Consider the following 22,134-nt stretch of genomic DNA (forward strand, 5'->3'; position numbering starts at 1 on the left):
GTGCCTTCCCCGAGTTTCCGGTGTTTCGTGCGGAGCTTCCGGCGGCGCTTACACTTGCGGTGCCGGTGAAAACTTCCCGCGGTGCCTTCCGGATTTTGCGTTACTACCTGTGCAATATCCTACGCGACGCCGCCCCTCTGCGGAAATGCGAAGCCGAACGCAAAATGCGGAATCGTTTTAGTGCCGACGCCGCACACCGCGGAAAACTGTGCGTGGAACGCAAAGCGTACTTGCGGCGTCGGTAACACTAGGGCGAAAAACGCTGCCGCCTCCACGCGGCTACCAATTCCGCGAAATTGGTACGGCGTGGGGGCCGGGCGCATCGTCTAGGCTGGAATGCGTGGAAAATTCGGAAGGAAAGCAGTCAGTAAATCCGGAAAGCACGGCCGCAGGCCCCGCGGGCGCCGAAGCGGGCACCCCGGGCCCGAAAGCGGGCTTGACTCCGGATGCAGAAACGGGGGCCTTCGCCAATACGGTCGCGGGTGCGGACTTGCCGCCCGGTGTGCAACCGGCGAGTGGTGGTTCGCCTTATGGGGAGCGCCGCACGGTAGGTGTGGGGCCGTATGTGGGGCCGTGGCCGGAAGATCCGCGCCTTGACCCGGAACTGTTAGCGGCCGGTGATCACCGGAATGTGCTCGACGAATATCGGTATTGGACGGTAGAGGCAATCAAGGCTGATCTGGATACGCGCCGCGCCCCGCTGCATATTGCGATTGAGAACTTGCAGCACGATCTCAATATTGGTTCGATTGTGCGTTCCGCAAATGCTTTCAATGTAGCCGGCGTGCATATCGTGGGCCGGCATAAGTGGAATCGGCGCGGGGCCTTGGTAACCGACCGCTATCTGAATATGCATTATCACCGCGAACCTGCCGAACTGGCACAGTGGGCGCAAGAGAATAGCTACGAACTCGTGGCGATCGACAACCAAGAAGGAGCCACACCGATTGAGAGCACGGCTTTACCGGCGCAGTGCGTGCTCGTATTCGGGCAAGAATCGGCCGGGATTTCCCCGGAATTGCTAGAGCTTTGCGATAGCGCGGTAGAGATCAGCCAGTACGGTTCCACCCGTTCGCTAAACGTGGCGGCCGCGGCGGCAATCGCCATGTTTGCTTGGTCGCTCCAACACCAGGCCGCGCGCAACTAGGCCCGCTAGGCCGCCCGGGCACAAGTAGATCCGCTCCGCCGGTACCGCCACGGGGGTAGGCCGAACCGAGGCCGCCCGCGCGCAAGTAGATCTGGCCGGGGGAGAGCGGGCTCACGGTGGGCACACGTAGATCCGCCCCGGGCGGCCTGCAAAGGCTCACGCATCTGCATAAACAAGCACTGCGCAGTAACTACCGCGCCACATATTGGCCTGCGCCACCGCCACCGGGCGGCTCGCCGGCTAAGATCGGTGCACATAACCATCATTGTTCAACCTGCTAGTCGGGTTCGGCCTGGAAACAGGCGTGAACCTGAAACCGGGCCCGGCCTGGAGACAGGCTAGAACCCGAAACCGGGTCGCGCTTGGACAACAGGCTCGGCCTGGGTAACGGGCCGGAAACCGAAACCGGGCCACGCCTGGAAACGAGCCGGAACCCAAAAAACCAGGTTGAACCTAAAAGAAGATCCGAAAAGAAGACCGGGAAAAGAACCCCGGAAGAAAAGCCCCGGAAGAGAACCGGAATAGAAGGGATTTACGTGGGAGCAACGCGAATCACTATTGAATTGCAGCGGCAGATCGACGAATCCTATCCGCTCATTATTGGACGCCACGTACTGCCCGAGTTGTTGCAGGTGCTCGCTCAACCAGATTTGGCGCAGCGCCGCATCGCCGTAATTTCCGATTCCACTGTGGCAGAAAATTATTGCGGCGAGATTATGGAGGCGCTGGCCGCGGCGGGCCGGCCCGCACAACTGTTTACTTTCCCGGCCGGGGAGAAATCCAAAACCCGGGCCACGAAGGAACGCCTGGAAGATGAAATGCTGGCCGCCGGATATAACCGGGATACCGTAGTGCTCGCGGTAGGTGGCGGAGTAGTCACTGATTTGGCCGGTTTCGTGGCAGCCACTTTCACGCGCGGAGTGCCCTATGTTTCTTATACGACCACGCTCGTGGGCGCGGCCGATGCGGCTATTGGCGGGAAAACTGCGGTTGATACACCGGCCGCAACCAATCTTATCGGGGCTTTCCACCAGCCGTGCGGCGTCGTTATTGACCTTGAAACCTGGCTCACGCTAGACGCCCCGAAAATTCGGGACGGTTTGGGCGAAACCGTGAAACACGCGTGCATCGCGGATGCCGAATTTTTCGCCCGCCTCGAAGATGCTTTCGTAACCCGCAAACTTACTCCGGAACAGTTCGTGCGGGAAGCGGAACTGGCCCACTATACGGCGCTTCGCAACGCCGAAATTAAACAGGATTTCGTGCAGTCAGACGTTACCGAAGGTAACCGGCGCATGGCCCTAAATTTGGGGCACACGATCGGCCGAGCCTTGGAAGCCGCGCTCGGTTTTACGTGGGCGCACGGCGAATGCGTGGCGGTAGGGCTGAATTTGCAAGCGCGTTTGGGGCGCAGCTTTGGCTACCTCACCGCTACCGAAGCAGAGCGGATTGAAAAACTATTGCTGGCTATCGGCTTGCCCACGGAAATCCCGGCCGGGGTGAGCGTGGACGCCATCATGGCCGCCATGGGGCACGATAAAAAATCCTTGGGCGGGCAGGTCCGCTTCGTATTCCAACGCGGCATCGGTGCCATGCAGACCTTCGAAAATGGTTCCTATGCGCGCGTAATTCCCGTTGCAGATATCCGCGAATTTTTGGAAGCACAACCGAAAGGTAAATAAAACTATGGGGAATAACCATGCCGAGCACGCCCACTCACACGGCGTGAGCCAAGACGCAGATCGGCGTTACTTGTGGGGCGCATTAATCCTGCTCGTGGTCTTTATGCTCGGGGAAGTAGTGGTGGCCTTCGCCTCCCACTCCCTGGCTTTGCTTTCCGACGCCGCCCACATGCTCACGGACACCGCGGCGATCGCCATCGCGATTTGGGTGAGCCACGTGGTTACCCGCCCCGCCACTAAACGCTGGACTTTCGGTTTGGTGCGCGCGGAAATCCTTTCCGGGCTGGCCAATGGTGCCACACTGCTTATTTTGGGCGTAATCATCGTGGTGGAAGCGGTGCAAAGGTTCTTCGCCCCGCCGGAAGTATCCGGGTGGGCAGTGGTGATCACGGCGCTCGCGGGCGTGGTGGTAAATGTTGGGGCCACGGCTCTGCTAGCCCGTGCCAATCGCGATTCTCTCAATATTCGCGGCGCCTACCAGCACATTCTTACGGACCTGTACGGTTTTATTGGTACGGCGGTAGCTGGCGTGATCATTGTGACCACGGGGTGGGTGCACGCAGATGCGATTGCCTCGCTTATCGTTGCTTTCTTGATGTTGCATGCCGGGTGGGGTTTGGTGCGCGACGCCGGGCACGTGCTTTTGGAAGGCGCACCCGCAGATATTAGCGTGGCCGAAGTGCGCGAACATATTACGGGCGTGGAAGGCGTGCTGGCCGTGCACGACCTGCATTTGTGGTCGGTGGGAAGCGAATTCCCGGTAATTTCCGCACACATCGTGGTAGAAGACGAAGCTTTCTACGATGGCCGGCTCCCGCACCTATTGGATAAAGTGCAGGATTGCTTGCAGGATCATTTCGACGTCGAACACTCGACCTTCCAATTCGAACCGGCCGTCCATTCCTCCCACGAACCCCGCAGGGACTGCTAAGGCGGCGCGCCGCCGCTGTCCGCCGTGCTTAGGCTTGGCCGCCGCACTACCTCGAGCTTAGGCTTGGGCCCGTACCGTGAATACTGCTTCCACTTCTACCGGGGCGTCGAGCGGCAACACGGCCACTCCAACCGCAGACCGGGTATGGGCGGCGGCTTCCCCAAAAATCTCTCCGTACAGTTCGGAAGCCCCATTGGCAACCACGTGTTGTTCGGTAAAGCCTGGCGCGGAAGCCACAAATACCGTCAGATGTTCCACTCCGGTTAGGTTGTCTACCCCACCGGCGGCTTGCGCGGCCGCGGCCAAAGCATTCAGCGCACTAACCCGGGCATAGCCAGCCGCCGTGGCCGCTTCGCCGGGCTCTACTTTGCCGCTGGCCACGAGCTTCCCATTCGTGGAAGGCAACTGGCCGGAGGTGCGCACTTTACCCGCGCCGTGGTCGGTTTTGGCCGGCACATATGCGGCAACCGGTGCCGGAACGTTCGGCAAATCAATACCCAGCTCTTGCAAACGCTGCGAAACACTAACCATAAAAACTCCTATCCGCTCAATTTCTTCGATGCCCCACAGGTGTTTTATAGGGCTATATTCATGTACCTATTATGGTGGGCGCGGAGCTGTTTTGTTGGCGCCGCTCATAGTGGGCGGGTGGCTGCTCAGTTGGCGCCGCTTATGACGCGCGGGCAGCTGTTTTGTTAGCGCCGCCGGTTGCGGCGGGCAGGTTTTTCGGCCGGGCCTTCTCGCAGGGTGCGGGAAAGCTCATCTTCGCCTTCCATAATGTGGCGATACCAGTTTGTTTCATGCGGGAACTTGCGTAGAAGGGCCCGCCTTTCGCGTTCCGTCATGCCACCCCACACGCCAAAATCCATATTGTTATCGAGGGCATCGGCTAGGCAGAGCAGGCGTACCGGGCAGGTGAAGCAGATCTGGCGAGCTTGGCGCTGCGCAGCACCTCGCACAAAAAGCGCATCTGGATCGCTCGCGGCACACGCGGCATGGGATGCCCAGTCGGTATGCCGAGACAGCTGCCCCATATTACTCAAACCGTCCTCTTCCCTACTTAGCCAACCATATGTAAACAATTATCAACGGCACGCAGATAATAAAAACCGCTATCGCGGCGCCGCCCGGCAATTCCTATCCGAACGCGAGAGAGCTAAATACTGCACGCAAAACGCCCTGGTTGATTACTTTACTTGTACACCCGCAAGGGTGCCAATAAATGGGCTGAGGGTGGAGTGTGAAACCACAAAAAATACCCTTCTTGCAGCCCGTAACCTGGCCTAGCGGCGTTCTTACTGTACTTTACAGTACAGAACCACTAGAAAATATGGCGTAGCTGGCTCGCGGGCTTCCTCCCTTTTCGCGGCGCAGGCACGTATTCTTGAGACTATGGTAAATAACCGTCCACCTCGGCAGGCTACGGGACGCCAGATCGGCACTTTGCTGCTGGCTCTTATTTTGGCAATCTCGGGAGGAGGCGTGCTTGTAGCAGGCCTCATCCTCCCGCTTGCCATGACGGCCGGTACCGCCGCTAATGCGATAACCGGTGTGTTCGAAGATGTTCCGGATGATCTCGGTTTCACCGAACCTTCGGAACAGTCCGTGTTGCTGGCGGCGGATGGTTCGGTGATTGCGCGGTTCTATGCGGAGAACCGGATCGTGGTTTCTTCCGATCAGATCTCCCAGCCGATGAAAGACGCGGCGGTAGCGATTGAGGATCGGCGTTTCTACGAGCATCACGGGATTGACGTGCAAGGCACCCTCGGCGCCCTCTTCTCCAATATTGTTTCGGGTGGTACTTCGGGTGGTTCTTCGATCACCCAGCAGTACGTGAAGAATTCTTTGGTGGAGCAAGGCCGCACTCTCGGGGACGACGACTTAGTCAAAACTGCCACGGAGCAAACCCTTTCCCGAAAGATTAACGAAGCCCGGTACGCTATCGCCGTCGAAAAGACGATGACGAAAGACGAAATCCTCACCGGATACCTAAACCTCGTTCAGTTCGGCCCCTCCCAGTACGGCGTGGAAACTGCGGCGCAATACTATTTCTCCAAGTCCGCGAAAGACCTCAGCTACCTGGAGGCGGCCACACTCGCCGGGATCACTCAGAACCCGGCGAAGTGGGACCCGGTAAAGCATCCGGATAATTCTTTCGAACGTCGTAACGTTGTTCTTACCACCATGTTGCGTGATGGTTATATCACCCAGGAAGAGTACGACGCCGGTGTCAACGTTCCCGTGGAAGATACTTTGCACGTTTCGCGGCAGGTAGCCGGGTGCGGGGCGGCCGGTAATTCCGCGTACTTCTGCGAATACGTGGTCAAGGATTTGTTGCAAGACGAATCCTGGGGCAAGGACGCTGCCGACCGTACCCGCCAGCTGTACCGGGGCGGCCTGGTTATTCGCACTAGTTTGGATCCGAAGAAGCAAGAAATTGCTTTCAATACGGTAACCAAGCATCAGCCGGTGGATGATCCTTCGGGTATTGAGGCCTCGCTGACTTCCATCGAACCGGGTACCGGGCACATCGTGGCGATGGTGCAAAACACCCGGTGGGGTACACCGAATGAAACTGATGATCGCATGACCCAAGTGAATGTAAACGTGGGTAAGACCATGGGTGGCGGTTCTGGTTTCCAAACGGGTTCTACCTTCAAGATTTTCACTCTGGTGGAATGGATCCGCGCTGGCCATAGCGGGAAAGATGTGGTCTCTTTGAATGCGGATACTACTTTCCCGGCCGGTACTTTCAAGGCTTCGTGTTCCCCGCGTTCGGCAATGACCAGCTGGCGGGTTTCTAACCTGGGCTGGCCGGGCGGTGCAAATACCGTCGAATACGCGATCAAGAACTCGATCAACGGCGGCGCCGCCCACATGGCGATGCAACTCGACCTGTGCGATATTATTAACGACGCCGAAAAGATGGGCGTGCGTTTGGGAAATCCGGATGCGGAATGGAACTACGGGCCCTCCCTGGTATTGGGCGCGAATGAAGCTACGCCGCTTTCGATGGCCGTGGCCGTATCGACGCTGGCCAATGATGGTACGCGGTGCGATCCGATGAGCTATACGACCATCGAGGATCAGGACGGGAACGTGATTTCCAAGCGTTCTCCGAAATGCGAGCAGGTTTTGGAACCAGATGTGGCCCGGCAAGTCACTAAGGTTTTGCAGGGTGTGGTGACGCCCGGGGCTACCGGTGATAAGGCGCGGCTGGCGGATGGCCGCCCGGTAGCTGGTAAGACGGGTACCGCGAATAATGACTGGCACGCGTGGTTCGTGGGTTATACGCCGCAACTGGCTACCGCCGTGTGGCAGGGCCATATCGAAGGCAATATTTCAATGCTCAACTCCACGATCAACGGGCGGTTCTACCGCGAAGTTTATGGTGGTTTGTTCCCGGCCATGATCTTCTCCGAATACACTTCGCAATCTTTGGAAGGGGTGCCGCCGGCAAGTTTCCCGGCGCCCAGCCAGCCTAATATTCCGACGCGGCCACATTATGAGGCGCCAGCGGAAGAAGAGCACGAAGAAGCGACCGAAGAACCGGCGGTTGAGGAACCGGATAATGCTGCTCCAGAGCCAGCGGAAGATCCCGAAAACATGGAAAATAACGGCAATGGCGCAGAGGGCACCGAAGTCGAAAGTAACTAGCCTTCTAAGAATGGATGGCTAGATTCACCAAGCCCGGAAGCAACCAACTGCACCGAAACTGAAACGGTAGCGGCGGTAAGGCCGGAAGTGGCCAACGGCTAACGGTATGGAAATAAAGCAGCTAACAGAACTTGAGTAACACAGGGAACTCGAGTAACACAGGGAAAGGAAGTGCATGGTTTTCTCGCGTAAGGGGTGTGGCCGCCTACTTGGGGCCGGAGTGGTAGCCGGGCTGGGTGTGCTGGCCGGGGCCTATGTGGAGGCCCGGGCGTATTGTTTGCGGCAACGCACTCTTATGCTTATGCGGGAAGGCGCATCGGATAATCGGGCGAGTTCTTCGGAAAACGGCGAGGCTGGGCAGCATACCGGCGAAGAGGAGTCGTTAGTGCCGGAGCGCCCCTTGCGTGTTTTGCACTTGACCGATATTCACCTGGTACCCACACAGCGTAAAAAGATTGCATTTGTGCGGAGTTTGGCCGCGCAGGATCCGGATCTCGTAGTGCTTACCGGTGATCTGCTGGCTGCTCCAGATGCACTGGATTCTTTGTTGTATGCGCTAGAGCCTTTTGCGGGGATTCCCGGTGCTTTCGTGTATGGCTCCAATGACTACTTCTCGCCGCGTCCTAAAAATCCGCTCAGCTATTTGGATAAAGCTCGCTATCAGCACTCTTCGCGTGCCGCCGAGCCGGCTATGGAGGCACCGCGGCGCTTCCCAGATCTGCCGTATCAAGAACTCACCGAACGCCTGGAAAACTATGGTTGGCTCAACGCCAATAACCAGCGCGGGCGCCTGCAAGCAGCCGGATGGGAGATTGATCTGGTAGGTGTAGACGATCCGCATATTGGCCGCGACCGGTTCCCGGAAGCTACACCGCACCTTGCGGAAGGGGTGGCTTTCTCAGAAGGGCAGTCTCTCGTAGCCGGCGTGGATGGAAAATCGCAAGCTGCTGATAAGAAAGCAGATCTGTACGTGGGGCTCACGCATGCCCCCTACACGCGTACTTTGAACGCCATGCTGGCTGATGGCCGCGATCTCGTATTTGCCGGGCACACGCATGGCGGCCAGTTGGCTTTACCGGTGATCGGTGCTCTAACCACGAACTGCGATCTGGTGAACCGCCTGGATTCCGGGCTGTTCTCCTGGCCAGATACGGGTGCGCAACCCGTGCGCGGTGATGGAGGAGTGGTGAGCCTGGAAGGGGAAATGTACGTGAATACGCCAACGGGTATCGGCACTTCCCCATTTGTTCCCTTCCGGGCGTTTCGGCAACCGGAAGCCGTTTTACTCGAAATTCGGGCAACGGTGCGCTAGATCTCATAGCTCAGGGTTTTACGTTTCGGCTTCTCTTGGTTATCATGTATGAGTTGCCAATCGGGGTATGGCGCAGTTTGGTAGCGCGCTTCGTTCGGGACGAAGAGGTCGTGGGTTCAAATCCCGCTACCCCGACAGATAAAGGGAAATCGCGAAAAACGCGGTTTCCCTTTTTTGTTTTCCACGCCGGCGCGCAATCGGGGTGTAGGTGTAGGCGTATAAGGCCTAGGCGGCGTATAAGCCTATAAGGCCGGCCCGCATGGTTCCTCTATCGCGTTGTAAATAAAAGCTGTTCTCTCGCCCCGAACCGGGCAAAAAGTCCCGCCGTAAACCCTTTTCGCGATCTGCATCACTGCTGCTAAGCGTCTGCACAAATGTGAAATATAAGCGGAGCTCCAGCCACTGTTGGTTATGCGGATTTAGGGGCTAGCGTGTAGTTCAGTGACGTACAGATTGCAATACTGTCTTCCAGGTAATCTGCCGGCCTACCAGCGCAAATATCGGCTTGTTATTTCATACGCCTGGGGCGTGCGGCCGGGCAATGCCTTAAGGGTTGCGGCGCGTCACCTAATGCTAAGCCGGGCTCATTGGGAAGGTTTCTCCTGCCCAACAGATGTGTGAGTTTGCTTACTGTGCGCGGGGTCGAAAGTCCCATGCCTACAAACCTAAATGGCGAAGTGGCGCCGAAAGAGCCTGAAAACTAACGTAAGCATTGATTAAATCCGCGAATGTGAAGTTCTCAAGAACTGCTGTGAAATGGCTGAATGCCGCGTAAATTTTTACATACACCTTCGAGGTTGGGATAGCGCACTGGCACGTTTTTCGAGGCTCGGCACGGCCTTGAGCTGCTTCCCGGGAGTTCGGACCCGAGAAGCGAACGACGCGCCCCCCTCCGGATTTTGGCGCGCAAAACCGCCAATTGGAAGGTGTTTGCAAAAATATGGAGGAAATATGCAAGAAAAGCCGAAAGCGCGGCGGCAAAGAGCTAGAAGATCTCTAGCCCTCCTCGCTGTAGCTTCTTTGGTAGGTACGGGCTTTGGGTTGCCCGCGGCCGCCTATGCGCAGCCCCGGGGAGGTGCTCACGCTAATCTCACTCCTACGGATAAGACAGATGTTCGATCTGTCCCGAATTCGGTGGACTCTCCCGGTAGTACCGACACTCCGAATACGATTTCGGGCACGGTAAGCCTACTTAATTCTGACGCCAAGCCGCTCATCTTCAGTACCGGTAAGGTTCCGCTGAAGGGCGTACGTGTATATGCACAGTGGTTCGAGCATGGTGTTGCATCGCCCGTTTATACGTCGGTTTCTGATGATCAGGGCAACTGGGGCATTATCATGCAGCCCTTCCTGGGTGCTGATGGTGCTGTTCATACTTTCGATGCGGATCCGAATCTGCCCGAGGGCGAGAAGTTCCGCGTTTGGTCCGACAATCCTGATCCGTCCTCGTACTCGGTGCAGTACTCGTGGGGAAATCGGCAGATTTTCCCGAAGACTGACGCCTATGAACTGCAGGGTGGTACCAACTTCCTAGTCGGCACGAATGAGATCAAGCCCGTATCCATTTTCTACCAGGCCAATCCGAATCGGGAGCAGTGGCACCTAGATGCGGGTAGTGAGAACCTGGTAGACACTTCGGATGTGACTAAAGATGCGTACGGCCAGATTCGTGGTCGCGCCATGTGGCAGTACGGAGTTGACTCCATCATTTCGAGCTATGGGGTTACGCCGACTACCTGGGCGGCAAAGAATCCCGAGGATTCGTGGGCGCCAGGTCTGCGCGTTACCGGATCGTATCTGAGCGATTACGCGGTCAAGTACATTAACGATAACTTCAAGAGCGAAGACGGGCGCAAAGCTCGCGAGTCTGGCTGGACTGACAAGGATGAAGCCGAGCTTCAGACTTGGATTCAGACGCAGATTGCGCGCGAAGGCAAGGAAAAGTGGATCGCCGAAACGGCGACCGCGACTACCGGTATTGACGGCACGTACCGTCTGCAATTCAAGGGTACTTTCGGTAATAGTGCAACCGAGAAGGGCATTGTTCCTGTGGAAAAGTTCCACAAGCTTGCGAACAGCCCTGCCGACGGTTGGTGGACTGCTGGCGCTCTGGTTTCGAAGCACATCAACTTCGATTACTTCGCACTGACCGCTGAGAACGCTGAAGGTGTTGAAATTGCTAGCGCAACGCCTCGCACTGGTTTCGTGAATGTTTCTACTCAGAACGTCTGGGGCGTTGGTAACCCTGGTTTCCAGGAACGTTACGATTACAACTTCGTTTTGCAGTCGAGCGATCCTCGCTTTGATGTGACGCCGTATGATTCCAACGTCAACTTCGCCAAGATTGGTGACACTGCGGAAACTAAGACGACCGGCCTGGGCTATAAGTTTGACCCGGATCGTACTTACACGATTACGTGGACCACTGAAGAACCTCAGCCGGACGGTAGCTCAAAGACTGTTGAAGTAGAATCGTGTGAAATGGTTCGGCCGAACCAGGATGGCACGCTTGAGTCGTGCCCGCTCACCGTACCGGAAGATGCCTTCTCTCACGGCGAGAAGTCTCGTACCTATACTGCAAGTATTCGTGCGGTAACCAAGGATGGGGAGGTTTCGGAGCCTTTCGGTATCGATTCCTTCACGGCGCTACCGACGCCGGCCGCACCGCTTGGTTCGGTAGGGGACGAATACAACCTGCCGTCGAATTTGGAGCTCACGGTTTCTAAGAAGTCGGATGCAAAGGTTTCGCGCGGTGACTACACCACGGAAAACCCGTTGCCCGAAGGATTGGAACTCGATCCGAAGACTGGCACTATTTCTGGCACACCCACCAAGCCAGGCACCTACCCGGTGACGCTGACTCGGCAGTACACGGTTGAGGTTCCGGGTGCGGATCCGATTTCGGGTACGCAGAAGGTCGAATACACGATCATCATCACCGATTCGCCCCTGACCGACGGTCAGGAGGGTAAGGAATACAGCCAGAAGGTTGAACCGCAAGGTCTTCCGGAAGGTGCCTCGGTTCAGAACATGCAGGTTACTAACCTGCCTGAGGGCCTGAAGTTTGATCCCGAAACACAGACCATCACGGGTACCCCGGCGGAAGGCACTTCGGATCAGAGTCCTTATGCCGATGTGAAGGTCACCTACGATGTAGTCCTTCCTGCAGGTGTGAATGTTGATGGTAGCGAAAAGGTGTATATCGGCAAGAATCCTGCCGACGTCGTTAAGCAGCACACCGATACCGTTACGCTCAACATCACGAAGCCGGAAATTGTCGATGATGATCACGATGGAGTACCCAACGAGCTCGACAAGTGCCCGGAAACTCCGGAGGGTCAGAAAGTTGACGAAAACGGTTGCTCTTTGAGCCAGAAGCTCGAAGGGTCCTACACGGATACTCCGGCCAACATCGGCAAGGAAGCTACTTCGGCTGCGCCGGTCTTCGATAATGTGAAGACCGAGGACGCCAAGGAAGCTGATCCGGCTCCTAAGGGTTCGACCTTCGCGCTCGGCCCGAACGCTCCGGCTGGCGCCAAGGTTAACGAAACCACTGGCGAGGTCAGCTACACGCCGACTCTCGATGATGCAGAGAAGACGATCTCTGTACCGGTTGTTGTTACCTATCCGGATAATGGCGGTACCGACAACCTGACGGCGAACTTCGTCGTCGGGAAGAAGGATGCGGATACGCACAACCCGAGCTATGGTGATGCTTCTGGTAAGCCGGGTGAGGAAGTGACTGTGCCGCTGGTTCCTGGTGATAAGGAACTGCCGGAAGGCACGACCTTTGCTGGCCCGAAGGACGATCCTTCGGTGACGGTTGACCCGAAGACTGGTGAAGTCAAGGTTACGGTTCCGGCTGATGCTCAGCCTGGTACCGAGATCACCAAGGAAATCACCGTTACCTACCCGGATGGCTCGCAAGAAACCGTCCCGGTCAAGGTCAAGGTTGCTGAGCCGATCGATTACCAGCCGGCATACAAGGAATCGCCGCTCGTCAAGCCTGGGGAAACTGCAAAGTCCACCCCGAGCTACGAAGGCGACACTCCGGCTGCTGCTAACTACTCCATCGCTGACGGTTTCGTTGCCCCCAAGGGCTGGAATGTGGCGATTGACAAGGCCACTGGCGAAGTTACCGTTACCACTGCCGCAGAAGGTGTGGAAGGTCAAGAGTTGAAGGTTCCGGTTCGCGTGGAATACCCGGGTACGGGTTCCGCGGCGGACGATATTGAAGCTACCTTCCAGCTCGATTCGGACGGTGACGGCGTGCCCGATGCCACCGACCTGTGCCCCGGTACTCCCGCGGGCGTGAAGGTTGATGGTTCCGGTTGCTCCCTGAGCCAGATCTACGACGGTAGTTACGCTGATACGCCGGCCAAGGTTGGCAAAGAAGCAAAGTCTGCTGCTCCTGTGTTTGACGTCGTATCCACGAAGGACAAGCAGGAAACCGAAGCTGCACCGGAAGGCTCCACCTTCGCCCTGGGTGAAGGCGCTCCGGAAGGCGCAGCGGTAGATCCGCAGACCGGCGTCGTCTCTCTCACCCCTGCACTCGAACAGGCCGGCACGGAAGTTACCGTTCCGGTAGTGGTGACCTATCCCGATAAGAGCGGCACTGATAACCTCACCGCGAAGTTCGTGGTTGAGCCCAAGGATGCGGATACGCACAACCCGAGCTACGGCGATGCTTCTGGTAAGCCGGGCGAGGATGTGAAGGTCCCGCTGGTTCCTGGCGATAAGGAACTGCCGGAAGGCACGACCTTTGCTGGCCCGAAGGACGATCCTTCGGTGACGGTTGACCCGAAGACTGGTGAAGTCAAGGTTACGGTTCCGGCTGATGCCAAGACCGGTGACGTGATTTCTAAGGACATCACTGTTACTTACCCGGATGGTTCGCAAGAAACTGTTCCGGTGAAGGTGACGGTTGTTCCGACCGATGCGGATACGCACAACCCGGCTTACGAAGATGCGTCTGGTAAGCCTGGCGCGGATGTGACCGTGGACCAGACTGGTGATACGAAGCTGCCGGAAGGCACGAAGTTTGCTGGTCCGGAAGGCGATGACACCGTGACGGTTGATCCGGCTACTGGCAAGGTGACCGTGAAGGTTCCGGCTGATGCCAAGGCCGGTGACGTGATTTCTAAGGACATCACTGTTACTTACCCGGATGGTTCGCAAGAAACTGTTCCGGTGAAGGTGACGGTTGTTCCGACCGATGCGGATACGCACAACCCGAGCTATGGTGATGCTTCTGGTAAGCCGGGTGAGGAAGTGACTGTGCCGCTGGTTCCTGGTGATAAGGAACTGCCGGAAGGCACGACCTTTACTGGCCCGAAGGACGATCCTTCGGTGACGGTTGACCCGAAGACTGGTGAAGTCAAGGTCAAGGTTCCGGCTGATGCTCAGCCTGGTTCCGAAATCACCAAGGAAATCACCGTTACCTACCCGGATGGCTCGCAAGAAACCATCCCGGTCAAGGTCACGGTCTCTGAACCGGCTGCGAAGGACGCCGATAAGCACACGCCTGGTTACGGCGAAGCGTCTGGTAAGCCTGGTGAGGATGTGACCGTGGATCAGACTGGTGATAAGAACTTGCCGGAAGGCACGAAGTTCGCTGGTCCTGAGGGTGATGACACCGTGACGGTTGATCCGGCTACTGGCAAGGTGACCGTGAAGGTTCCGGCTGATGCCAAGGCCGGTGACGTGATTTCTAAGGACATCACTGTTACCTACCCGGATGGTTCGCAAGATAAGGCGACCGTGAAGGTGAAGGTAACTGAACCTGAAGTTGTGGTTACGGATGCTGAAAAGCACACGCCTGGCTACAACGATGCTTCTGGCAAGCCTGGTGCGGATGTGACCGTGGACCAGACTGGTGATACGAAGCTGCCGGAAGGCACGAAGTTCGCTGGTCCGGAAGGCGATGACACCGTGACGGTGGATCCGGCTACTGGCAAGGTGACCGTGAAGGTTCCGGCTGATGCCAAGCCCGGTACCGAGATCACCAAGGAAATCACTGTTACCTACCCGGATGCTTCGCAAGATAAGCCGACCGTGAAGGTAACGGTTACCGAACCGGAGAAGCAGCCAACGGATGCCGATAAGTATCAGCCGGTTTACGGTGATGCTTCGGGCAAGCCGGGCGATACCGTAGACGTTCCGCAGACTGCCGATCTGCCTAAGGGCACGAAGTTTGCTGGTCCGGAAGGCGATGACACCGTTACGGTTGATCCGGCTACTGGCAAGGTGACCGTGAAGGTTCCGGCTGATGCCAAGCCTGGTTCTGTGATTGAAAAGCAGATCACGGTTACTTACCCGGATGGTTCTAAGGAAACCGTGACCGTCAAGGTCAAGGTTGCCGAACCGACCCCGGTACAGACGGATGCTGACAAGTATCAGCCGGTTTACGGTGACGCTTCTGGCAAGCCGGGCGATACCGTAGACGTTCCGCAGACTGCCGATCTGCCTAAGGGCACGAAGTTTGCTGGTCCTGCTGGTGACGACACCGTTACGGTGGATCCGACTACTGGCAAGGTGAGCGTAAAGGTTCCGGCCGATGCTAAGCCTGGTTCTGTGATTGAAAAGCAGATCACGGTTACGTACCCGGATGGTTCTCAGGAAACCGTGACCGTCAAGGTTACGGTTACCGAACCGGCAGATACGACGCCGAAGGCGGAGCCTTCCGCCCCGGCAGCGGATCAGTCCGCGCAGAACCAGCCGGCTGCTACGGAAAAGGCAAAGGCTCCGAAGGCTAAGGTACAAGCGCCGGCAGAAAAGCCGAAGCGTGGCAAGCTGTCCTTCACGGGTAGCGATGTAGCTGGCTTGGCCGGTATCGCAGCACTGTTTGCTGTGGCTGGTGTAGCGTTGGTTCGCCGCAACAAGCGCAAGTAACAAGTAGCCTGGCAGTAGTCCGACAGCTATCAAATGAATAGCTATCAAAGTAGGTGGCGCCTAAGATTTGCTTAGGTAACGCCGAGTTCTAAGGTGGCGCCCGCTTCGCGCCGGCTTCCCAAATACTCTCTCAATAGAGGGATGGGGCTGGGCGCGGCGGGTAAAACCAAAAGGCCCCGGCCCGGGAGGACACTACGAAAGTAGTGCTACTCCCGGGCCGGGGCCTTCTACAAATTTAGACGCATACGCTTTAAACGTATATGCGACACGGAGGCGTTTCAGCTACTCAGCTACCAGAGCCTTAGCTGCCGCCTTCAGCTACCGGTCTAGCTCCCAGCTTCAGGTACCAGGTGCTAGCTCCCAGCTTCAGGTACCAGGTTTCAGTTACCACAGGCAGGCAATATTTTTTGCCAGCAAATTGGGTATACCTGGGATTCCAAATTGCCTTGATTATTTTGCAGACTACTAGGCCTGGGAAGCCTAGTAGTCTGGGGTCCCTATTGGGCCTAGGAAGCCGAGCCGGTCGAGGAAGCTGGGTTAGCCGGCGGAACTGGGCCACCCTGAGCCTGGGAAGCCGGGTTAGCTGGCCCGGTTTGCGGAGCTTGCTGCTGGCCCGGCTGGGCGTAAGACGTGGGCGAACCGTAGGCACCCGGAGCGCCATACTGCTGCGTCGGGGCAGGAGCAGGCTGGGTGGGCGGCGTCGTACCTTGCGGATACTGCCAAGCCGGGGAAGCAGCCGGTGTGGCAGCCTGCCACTGCTGGGGCAGGAGCGGCACGGCGCGGCGCTGCGGCCGGAAAGGAATCGACAAACCGGCAAACACCAGGCCACACAGAGAAGCCAAAAGCAGCAAGTAAGCGCCGATTCCGTGTCCAACAATTCGCAACTCGTGCAGGTCCTCCGTAACAAAGATGACCATTATTACGAACTCAAAGAAGAACGTGACGAACGCAAACGCAATAGCGGCGATTCGCACCCCACGTGACCCTGTTCGGAAAGTGAGCCCCGCCAAGATCAGCACCGGCAAGGTGAATATCAGGAACAAAAACCCGAGTGCCATCAGTTCGTCAGTAAAGAAATTGATGGTAAAGCGCCACGCTTTTGCCAACGGCAAGAACAAAGAAATAATCGCGAGACCGGCACATACCGCCACGCCTAACATCGGCCAATTGTTTTTCAATGTGGCCTTATCCCGCACCCACTTGAAATAAACACCCGCCGAGCCCGCAAAAGCATTGCTGGGCTGTTGATATCCGTAACCGGGATACGGAGCCGGGCCCCCACCGGGTGCACCTGCAGGCGGTGGCGGGGGTGTTTGGTTTCCCGGGTTTTCTTGGTGAACCGGTGGGACGGAATTGTTAGTGTACGGATAATCTTGTGGCTGTGAACTCGTCATGAGTAGATGCTTCCTTTCGAGCAAAATGCTTGCGGTGGCACAAGCAGATAAGGAAATACTATTCCAAGGCAGGAAAAGTGGCGCCGAGGTCCGCTTTTTAAACCTCAGCGCCACAAAATATTGGTAACCAGTTATACAACTAGCACGCACGGAGTAGTATGCGCCAAGCCCACCGGTTACCGTGCCTGCACGCAGATCTAAGCGGGTAACCCGCACCCGCACGCCGCCGCCTCAACACAGAAATGGTTTAAATGGTTTTAGTGAGCGCGGCGTTGCAGGCGGCCAATTTCAATCAGCAAGACGGCCCGGCCTTCCAACCGGATCCAGCCTCGCGAAACGAAATCAGCGAGAGACTTATTAACCGTTTCTCGCGAAGCACCTACTAAGTGTGCCAATTCTTCCTGCGTCAGATCGTGTGCCACGAAGACGCCTTCCGGAGTGCGTTCACCGAAGCGATTAGCCAAATCCAGGAGGGCCTTAGCTACGCGTCCCGGCACATCGGAGAAGACGAGGTCTGCCATATTTTCATTAGTGGCGCGCAACCGCTTCGAAAGTTCGCGGAGCATGGAGATTGCCAGTTCCGGATGTTCCCGAATGAAAGCCTTCATATCGCGATGCGAAAGGGAAAGCAATTTCGTGGGGGCAATCGCGGTAACCGTGGAAGACCGCGGGCCCAAATCGAAGAGAGAAAGTTCGCCAATAATTTCGCCCGGGCCTAACACTGCGATGAGGTTTTCCCGTCCATCATCTGAAGTGTGGCTGAGCTTCACCTTGCCGTCGGTAATAATATAAAGGCGATCGCCTTCGTCGCCTTCGTGGAAGAGGCTCTCGCCGCGCTTGAGCGAGCCATCACTCATCATCGACCCGAGAGAAGCCAGATCTTCCTGGCTCAGATCTTTGAAGAGAGAAACTGAACGCAAAACGTCTGTATCCACCGCATCCTACTTTCTGACTACTGTTATATTCGCTTACGCGATCATGGCGCAAAGCGCCACTTTCCGTTCACCTCACATCTTGCCAAAGATATAGCGAAAATGGTGACTTATGGCTCATGAACTGCGTAAATTACGCGAAGAAAGCTCAGAACCAGTGATAGAAGCGCCTTTTCGGCGTTCCTGGAAAGCCTAAAAATCATTCTACCCCGATAACGTGCGGTAGGGCACAACTCCGGTATTGGCGTGGGCGCGTCGCGAAGTTAGCCATGACCAGCTAGAACTCTATCCGAAAAAGGCTAAACCAAGTGAGGCAATGATAGGCACTACGCCCAATAGTACGAAAGCTGGTAAAAAACACGTAGTCAATGGCAATACCAACCGGGTGCCAAGCTCGGCTGCCGCTTCCCGCGCCTCCCGGATGCGGCGGGCTCGGTGGCTTGCGGAAGCGCGACGCAAAAGCGGTACGGGAGCGGCGCCGTCGTGCCACGAAGGGGCAAGGGTATCGCGCAAAATACGGCACCTTTCGGGTACGTGCGCCCAGGCTTCCTCCCAGCTCGCACCTAAAACTAAGAGCCGCGCGGTAAGCTCCAGCCCGCACGGTTCCTGTTCTTCGGCGGTAGCCGCGGCGACGGCGCGCAGTGCGTCTGGTACGGAAGCTCCGGAAACGAGGGCGGCCCGGGCAAGGTCGGCAAGGGTCGCTGGATCGGAAGGTGGCAGGGCCGGCGGCGGGGCCGGGCGGCGGCGCGCAAAGAACCGCGGCGAAGTGTAAGCACCAGCAGTAAAAAGCGCCAACAGGCCAGCGGCAAACGCAAATATCATTGTCCCATTCCTGCCTGGCGCACCAGCCGCCGCGTCCACCAAATCCCGGTGCCCTCAAAAATAATTGCGAGCACCAAACACACCAGCCCAAAAGGTGAACCGAAAAGGAAACCAAGTGGGTTCGCGCCAAAAGCAATCCCTAAGAAAATCCCGAAAATGGGCAGGCAGGCCAATATTCTTGCGCTGGAAAGCGGGCCGGCGAGCGCAATTTGGCGTTCCCCGGCCGCTTCCGCCGCCTCCGTAATACCCTGCGCGCAGGCCTCTAAAACGTCTGCGGCGGAAGCTCCGGTCAGATGCGAAAGCCGGCACACAGCGATCACGGGCGGAATTCCGTACAAGGACACGTCCTTGCGTTTGCGGCGCCGGCTTGCCGTTTCCCAAATCATGCGCAAGGCGCGCGGCACCCCGGTAGCATCAAGTTCGCCGCCGGCAGGTACCGAAAACCCTTCCCGGGCAACGGTTAGCCGCCACGCATTTTCGGTAGTGGCACCAGAACGCATCCGCGCTGCTGCTTCCGCGGCGAGCATACCTATATCCGTAGTGCGGGCAGCTTTCCGTGCGGATTTCTCTTTCGCGCGGCGGGCCTTTTGCGCCGCGCGGCGTTCCCGGTTGCGTTGGCTTTGGGCCAGTAACGCCGGGCGCGTCCCAGCCCGGGGTGCCCGCCGCGTATAAACCGCGGCTAACAAAAGCAAGGCGCAGGCAAGGAAAATCATGGCGCGGCTGGCCTCCTACTACCTGGGGAGCTACCTGGAGGGTTCCCGGGATAGTTACTCGGAAAGTATCCCAGAGAGTTACTTGGAGGGTTCTCAGGAAAGTTACTTGGAGAGCTACCCGCAAAGCCGAGCCGCGGGCCCAGTTTTTTCCAGCCGGCACAGAAACGTAACCGGGGCGGTGCGGGCGCGGCGGGTTTTGCTTGCGCGGCGGGTTCTACCAGGGCGGTGGGTTTTGCCGGGGCAGTGGGTTTTGCCTGCGCGGCGGGTTCTGCCCGGGCTGCAGGCTCTACCAAGATTGCCGGTTCGGCGCGTAGTTCGCCGCCCGCGCGGGTGAACACCCCTATCTGGGTAATCATCCGCATGCCGTGGCGGCGTTCCACGTGGATCACAGCGTCCAGGGCACTCGTGGCCTGGGCAGCAACCACGTCCTCCGACATTCCCGCGAGCGCGCCCAGCGCGGTGAGCCGGGCGGGAACATCCAACGCGGAATTGGCGTGAATTGTTGCCCACCCTCCTTCGTGGCCGGTGTTGAGCGCAGAAAGTACGTCCCGCACTTCGGGGCCGCGGCATTCGCCCAGCACTATTCGGTCGGGCCGCATCCGCATGGCTGCCCGCACCAGTTCACTCATACTCACTTCTCCCACGCCTTGCACATTGGCGTGCCGCACCTGCAAATGCACTACGTGCGGGTGGTGCGGGCGCAGTTCTGCTGCCTCTTCGATAACTAAAATGCGTTCTGTTTCCGGCACTTCCGAAAGGAGCGCGGCCAGTAAAGTAGTTTTTCCCGAACCGGTAGAACCAGAAATCATCACATTGGCACGCCGTGCCACCAAAGCTTCCACGATAGGCAACAGTTGCGGGGCCACCATGCCATTTTCCGATAGTGCCGCCAAACTAAAAGTGATCGCCCGCTGGGTTCGCAAAGAAATAAGTGCTCCTTCCGCCCCGAGCGGCGGGAGTACCGCGTGCAAACGCAAACCCCCAGAAAAAGTGCCGTCCGCAATCGGGGAGGCATCATCGAGCCTTTGCCCGGCCGCCGCGGCCAGCCGTACCGCTAGTGCTCGTACGTCTGCTTCGGTTTGCAAGATTTTTGCGAGTTGTGGGGCCCGTTCCAGCCCGTTCCCGCGATCAATCCATGCCCCGGCCGTCCCGTTGATGAGAATATCGGTGATATCTGGCTGGTCTAACAGGTTTTGCAGTTCCGGGCCAAACCCGGCGGCAATCGCGCGCAGGTTACGGTCGCGGCCCAGGAGTTCTTTGGCTCCCACCGCTTCCGGCACGGTTTCTGCCACCACCGTGGCCACTCTTTTTCCGCGCGCAAGATTTAGCCGTGCCGCCCGCAAACTAGCTTGGTCTGGCCGTTTCATACCGCACTCTTTTCCGCGAGGGTGCGGGCCAGGCGCGAAATGTCTCGATGCGTGGCAGAACGGGTGCGTGAGCCTAGCGCTAGGCCATGCTCAATATCGGCGTCGAACCCACGTAAGGGGCGGATGAGGTGTACGGGGTGGTCGATTTCTTCCGCGAATGAGGCAGCTTCTAATTTGTTGGTGGCGCGCGTGGCTACGGTAACGGTACGGCTGGTGAGCCGGGAGAGAGCGAGTTTTGCTTGGCTCACTCCGCGCACCCCCGGCACGGTGAGGACCACCAGGTGGTCACACCAGTCCAGCCAGGTGGCGGCGGTGCTACCGGGTTGCAAAGCCAGGCGCGGCAAATCTAATACGGTATGGTCATGCGATTGGGAAAGGGCATCAATGGCACGTTGTCCCACGGTTCCGGTGGGTACGACGGCGCCGCGCCCATCTGCGGATAACACCCGCAAGGTGCCGCGTGCTGGCAAAGCGTCGGCCAGGCGGCCGGGCACGAGCACGCCGGCGGATTCGGGAATATCGGCCCAGCGCAGGCCGGCCGCGTTTTCCATGGCTAAGAAACCTAAAAGCCCGGCGGAAGCCGGATCTAAATCGGCTAGGGCCGCCCGGGCGGGCAGGCAGCTAGCAATCCAACAGGCGAGCGCCGTTACCCCAATCCCGCCGCTAGCCCCAACCACGCCGATAGTCAGGCCGCGCCGGGTAGAACCCGCGGCAAGCATGAGTTCCAAAAGGTCTTCGGCTTGGGCGGGAAGTTCCAAGGTGATCGAACCGGAAGCAAAATAGGGCGCGTAGGCCGGATGGAAACTAGCTTTCACCCGCACCCGGGCACCCGCGATTTCTTCAAGCCGCAGCACGGCTTCCTGCCCGCCGGCGCGTTCGGCAACCTGTTTGACGGCGATCCCTGCCAGTTCCGCGATCCGATTCACTTCCTGCACTGTGACCTCGTGCGAACCGGTGAGGGAAACCGTGTCCATAATATTTCCGCGAGTAGCATCCATAGTTGGAAGTCTGGCCAGAAAAGAAAACCGCGGCGTGGCCGGTGGGCGCCGCTGTGGAAAATAGGAACGCGGGGCCAAACTGTGGAAAGTTCGGAGCGAAAGTTCGAGGCGGACGGGCGGCGCGGTAAACCGTTGCGGCGGCTCGCTGGGTGGGCAGGTTGCTGGGTGGGCGGATCGCTGGGTGGGCAGGTTGCTGGGTGGGCGGATCGCTGGGTGGGCAGGTTGCTGGGTGGGCGGATCGCTGGGATTCAGGGTAGTTTTGGGCCACTGTAGGCCGCTGAGCATGGA

General features: G+C 58.0%; 14 protein-coding genes and 1 tRNA gene. 7 read left to right on the forward strand and 8 right to left on the reverse strand.

From position 1 onward, the window contains the following. Positions 1-436: 436 nt before the first annotated feature. The 3 genes from BLT47_RS05520 to BLT47_RS05530 all read left to right on the forward strand — a co-directional run bounded on the left by BLT47_RS05520 (position 437) and on the right by BLT47_RS05530 (position 3,760). Complete coding sequence (locus tag BLT47_RS05520) at positions 437-1,147, forward strand: TrmH family RNA methyltransferase (RefSeq protein WP_083330102.1); 711 nt, start codon at positions 437-439, stop codon at positions 1,145-1,147. A gap of 536 nt (positions 1,148-1,683) precedes the next feature. Further along, positions 1,684-2,829 carry a 3-dehydroquinate synthase gene (aroB, locus tag BLT47_RS05525; protein ID WP_083078470.1) on the forward strand — a complete coding sequence of 382 codons (1,146 nt, stop codon included), beginning with the start codon at positions 1,684-1,686 and terminating at the stop codon, positions 2,827-2,829. A gap of 4 nt (positions 2,830-2,833) precedes the next feature. Continuing rightward, positions 2,834-3,760, forward strand: a complete 927-nt coding sequence (locus tag BLT47_RS05530; protein WP_074662574.1) for a cation diffusion facilitator family transporter — start codon at positions 2,834-2,836, stop codon at positions 3,758-3,760. A gap of 57 nt (positions 3,761-3,817) precedes the next feature. Here the strand turns inward: BLT47_RS05530 and BLT47_RS05535 are convergent, their stop codons facing one another. Further along, positions 3,818-4,291 (reverse strand): RidA family protein, encoded by a 474-nt coding sequence (locus tag BLT47_RS05535; protein ID WP_074662577.1) that lies wholly within the window; start codon positions 4,289-4,291, stop codon positions 3,818-3,820. A 164-nt stretch (positions 4,292-4,455) separates the two neighbouring features. Continuing rightward, positions 4,456-4,794 carry a WhiB family transcriptional regulator gene (locus BLT47_RS05540; protein WP_065415050.1) on the reverse strand — a complete coding sequence of 113 codons (339 nt, stop codon included), beginning with the start codon at positions 4,792-4,794 and terminating at the stop codon, positions 4,456-4,458. Positions 4,795-5,152: 358 nt separating this feature from the next. On the opposite strand from BLT47_RS05540, the gene BLT47_RS05545 reads away from it, so the two are divergent. The 4 genes from BLT47_RS05545 (at position 5,153) to BLT47_RS05560 (ending at position 15,620) form a co-directional block, all read left to right on the forward strand. Continuing rightward, positions 5,153-7,417 (forward strand): transglycosylase domain-containing protein, encoded by a 2,265-nt coding sequence (locus BLT47_RS05545; RefSeq protein WP_074662580.1) that lies wholly within the window; start codon positions 5,153-5,155, stop codon positions 7,415-7,417. Positions 7,418-7,592: 175 nt separating this feature from the next. Continuing rightward, the gene (locus BLT47_RS05550; protein WP_074662583.1) at positions 7,593-8,729 is read left to right on the forward strand and encodes a metallophosphoesterase; all 1,137 of its coding nucleotides are present in this window, start codon (positions 7,593-7,595) and stop codon (positions 8,727-8,729) included. A 61-nt stretch (positions 8,730-8,790) separates the two neighbouring features. Then, positions 8,791-8,864 (forward strand) — tRNA-Pro (locus BLT47_RS05555). Positions 8,865-9,680: 816 nt separating this feature from the next. After that, positions 9,681-15,620 (forward strand): Rib/alpha-like domain-containing protein, encoded by a 5,940-nt coding sequence (locus tag BLT47_RS05560; RefSeq protein WP_074662586.1) that lies wholly within the window; start codon positions 9,681-9,683, stop codon positions 15,618-15,620. A gap of 506 nt (positions 15,621-16,126) precedes the next feature. Here the strand turns inward: BLT47_RS05560 and BLT47_RS05565 are convergent. From BLT47_RS05565 to BLT47_RS05590, 6 genes are all read right to left on the reverse strand, one after another. Continuing rightward, entirely contained in the window at positions 16,127-16,798 is a 672-nt protein-coding gene (locus BLT47_RS05565; protein WP_143021783.1) for a hypothetical protein, read from the reverse strand. A 473-nt stretch (positions 16,799-17,271) separates the two neighbouring features. Then, positions 17,272-17,949, reverse strand: a complete 678-nt coding sequence (locus BLT47_RS05570) for a Crp/Fnr family transcriptional regulator (protein ID WP_049619530.1) — start codon at positions 17,947-17,949, stop codon at positions 17,272-17,274. Between the two features lie 282 nt (positions 17,950-18,231). Further along, positions 18,232-18,768, reverse strand: a complete 537-nt coding sequence (locus tag BLT47_RS05575) for a type II secretion system F family protein (protein WP_049619531.1) — start codon at positions 18,766-18,768, stop codon at positions 18,232-18,234. Then, positions 18,765-19,481: a type II secretion system F family protein gene (locus BLT47_RS05580; RefSeq protein ID WP_065415044.1), complete on the reverse strand. Its 717-nt coding sequence runs from the start codon at positions 19,479-19,481 to the stop codon at positions 18,765-18,767. Before BLT47_RS05580 ends, BLT47_RS05575 begins: the two co-directional genes overlap by 4 nt. Beyond that, positions 19,478-20,848: a TadA family conjugal transfer-associated ATPase gene (locus BLT47_RS05585; protein WP_083330096.1), complete on the reverse strand. Its 1,371-nt coding sequence runs from the start codon at positions 20,846-20,848 to the stop codon at positions 19,478-19,480. The genes BLT47_RS05580 and BLT47_RS05585 overlap by 4 nt, the downstream gene beginning before the upstream one ends. Further along, positions 20,845-21,846, reverse strand: coding sequence for a CpaE-like family protein (locus BLT47_RS05590; protein WP_141670128.1), 1,002 nt, complete (start codon positions 21,844-21,846; stop codon positions 20,845-20,847). Before BLT47_RS05590 ends, BLT47_RS05585 begins: the two co-directional genes overlap by 4 nt. Between the last annotated feature and the right edge of the window lie 288 nt (positions 21,847-22,134).

The organism is Actinobaculum suis (genome assembly GCF_900102025.1).
Classification (GTDB): Bacteria; Actinomycetota; Actinomycetes; order Actinomycetales; family Actinomycetaceae; genus Actinobaculum; species Actinobaculum suis.

What these genes read in the sequence shown, in the direction of transcription:
- BLT47_RS05530 (WP_074662574.1), top strand. Translation starts at nt 2,834, where the DNA reads ATGGGGAATAACCATGCCGAGCACGCCCACTCACACGGCGTGAGCCAA.
- BLT47_RS05535 (WP_074662577.1), bottom strand. Translation starts at nt 4,291, where the DNA reads ATGGTTAGTGTTTCGCAGCGTTTGCAAGAGCTGGGTATTGATTTGCCG.
- BLT47_RS05540 (WP_065415050.1), bottom strand. Translation starts at nt 4,794, where the DNA reads ATGGGGCAGCTGTCTCGGCATACCGACTGGGCATCCCATGCCGCGTGT.
- BLT47_RS05545 (WP_074662580.1), top strand. Translation starts at nt 5,153, where the DNA reads ATGGTAAATAACCGTCCACCTCGGCAGGCTACGGGACGCCAGATCGGC.
- BLT47_RS05550 (WP_074662583.1), top strand. Translation starts at nt 7,593, where the DNA reads ATGGTTTTCTCGCGTAAGGGGTGTGGCCGCCTACTTGGGGCCGGAGTG.
- BLT47_RS05560 (WP_074662586.1), top strand. Translation starts at nt 9,681, where the DNA reads ATGCAAGAAAAGCCGAAAGCGCGGCGGCAAAGAGCTAGAAGATCTCTA.
- BLT47_RS05575 (WP_049619531.1), bottom strand. Translation starts at nt 18,768, where the DNA reads ATGATATTTGCGTTTGCCGCTGGCCTGTTGGCGCTTTTTACTGCTGGT.
- BLT47_RS05580 (WP_065415044.1), bottom strand. Translation starts at nt 19,481, where the DNA reads ATGATTTTCCTTGCCTGCGCCTTGCTTTTGTTAGCCGCGGTTTATACG.
- BLT47_RS05585 (WP_083330096.1), bottom strand. Translation starts at nt 20,848, where the DNA reads ATGAAACGGCCAGACCAAGCTAGTTTGCGGGCGGCACGGCTAAATCTT.
- BLT47_RS05590 (WP_141670128.1), bottom strand. Translation starts at nt 21,846, where the DNA reads ATGGATGCTACTCGCGGAAATATTATGGACACGGTTTCCCTCACCGGT.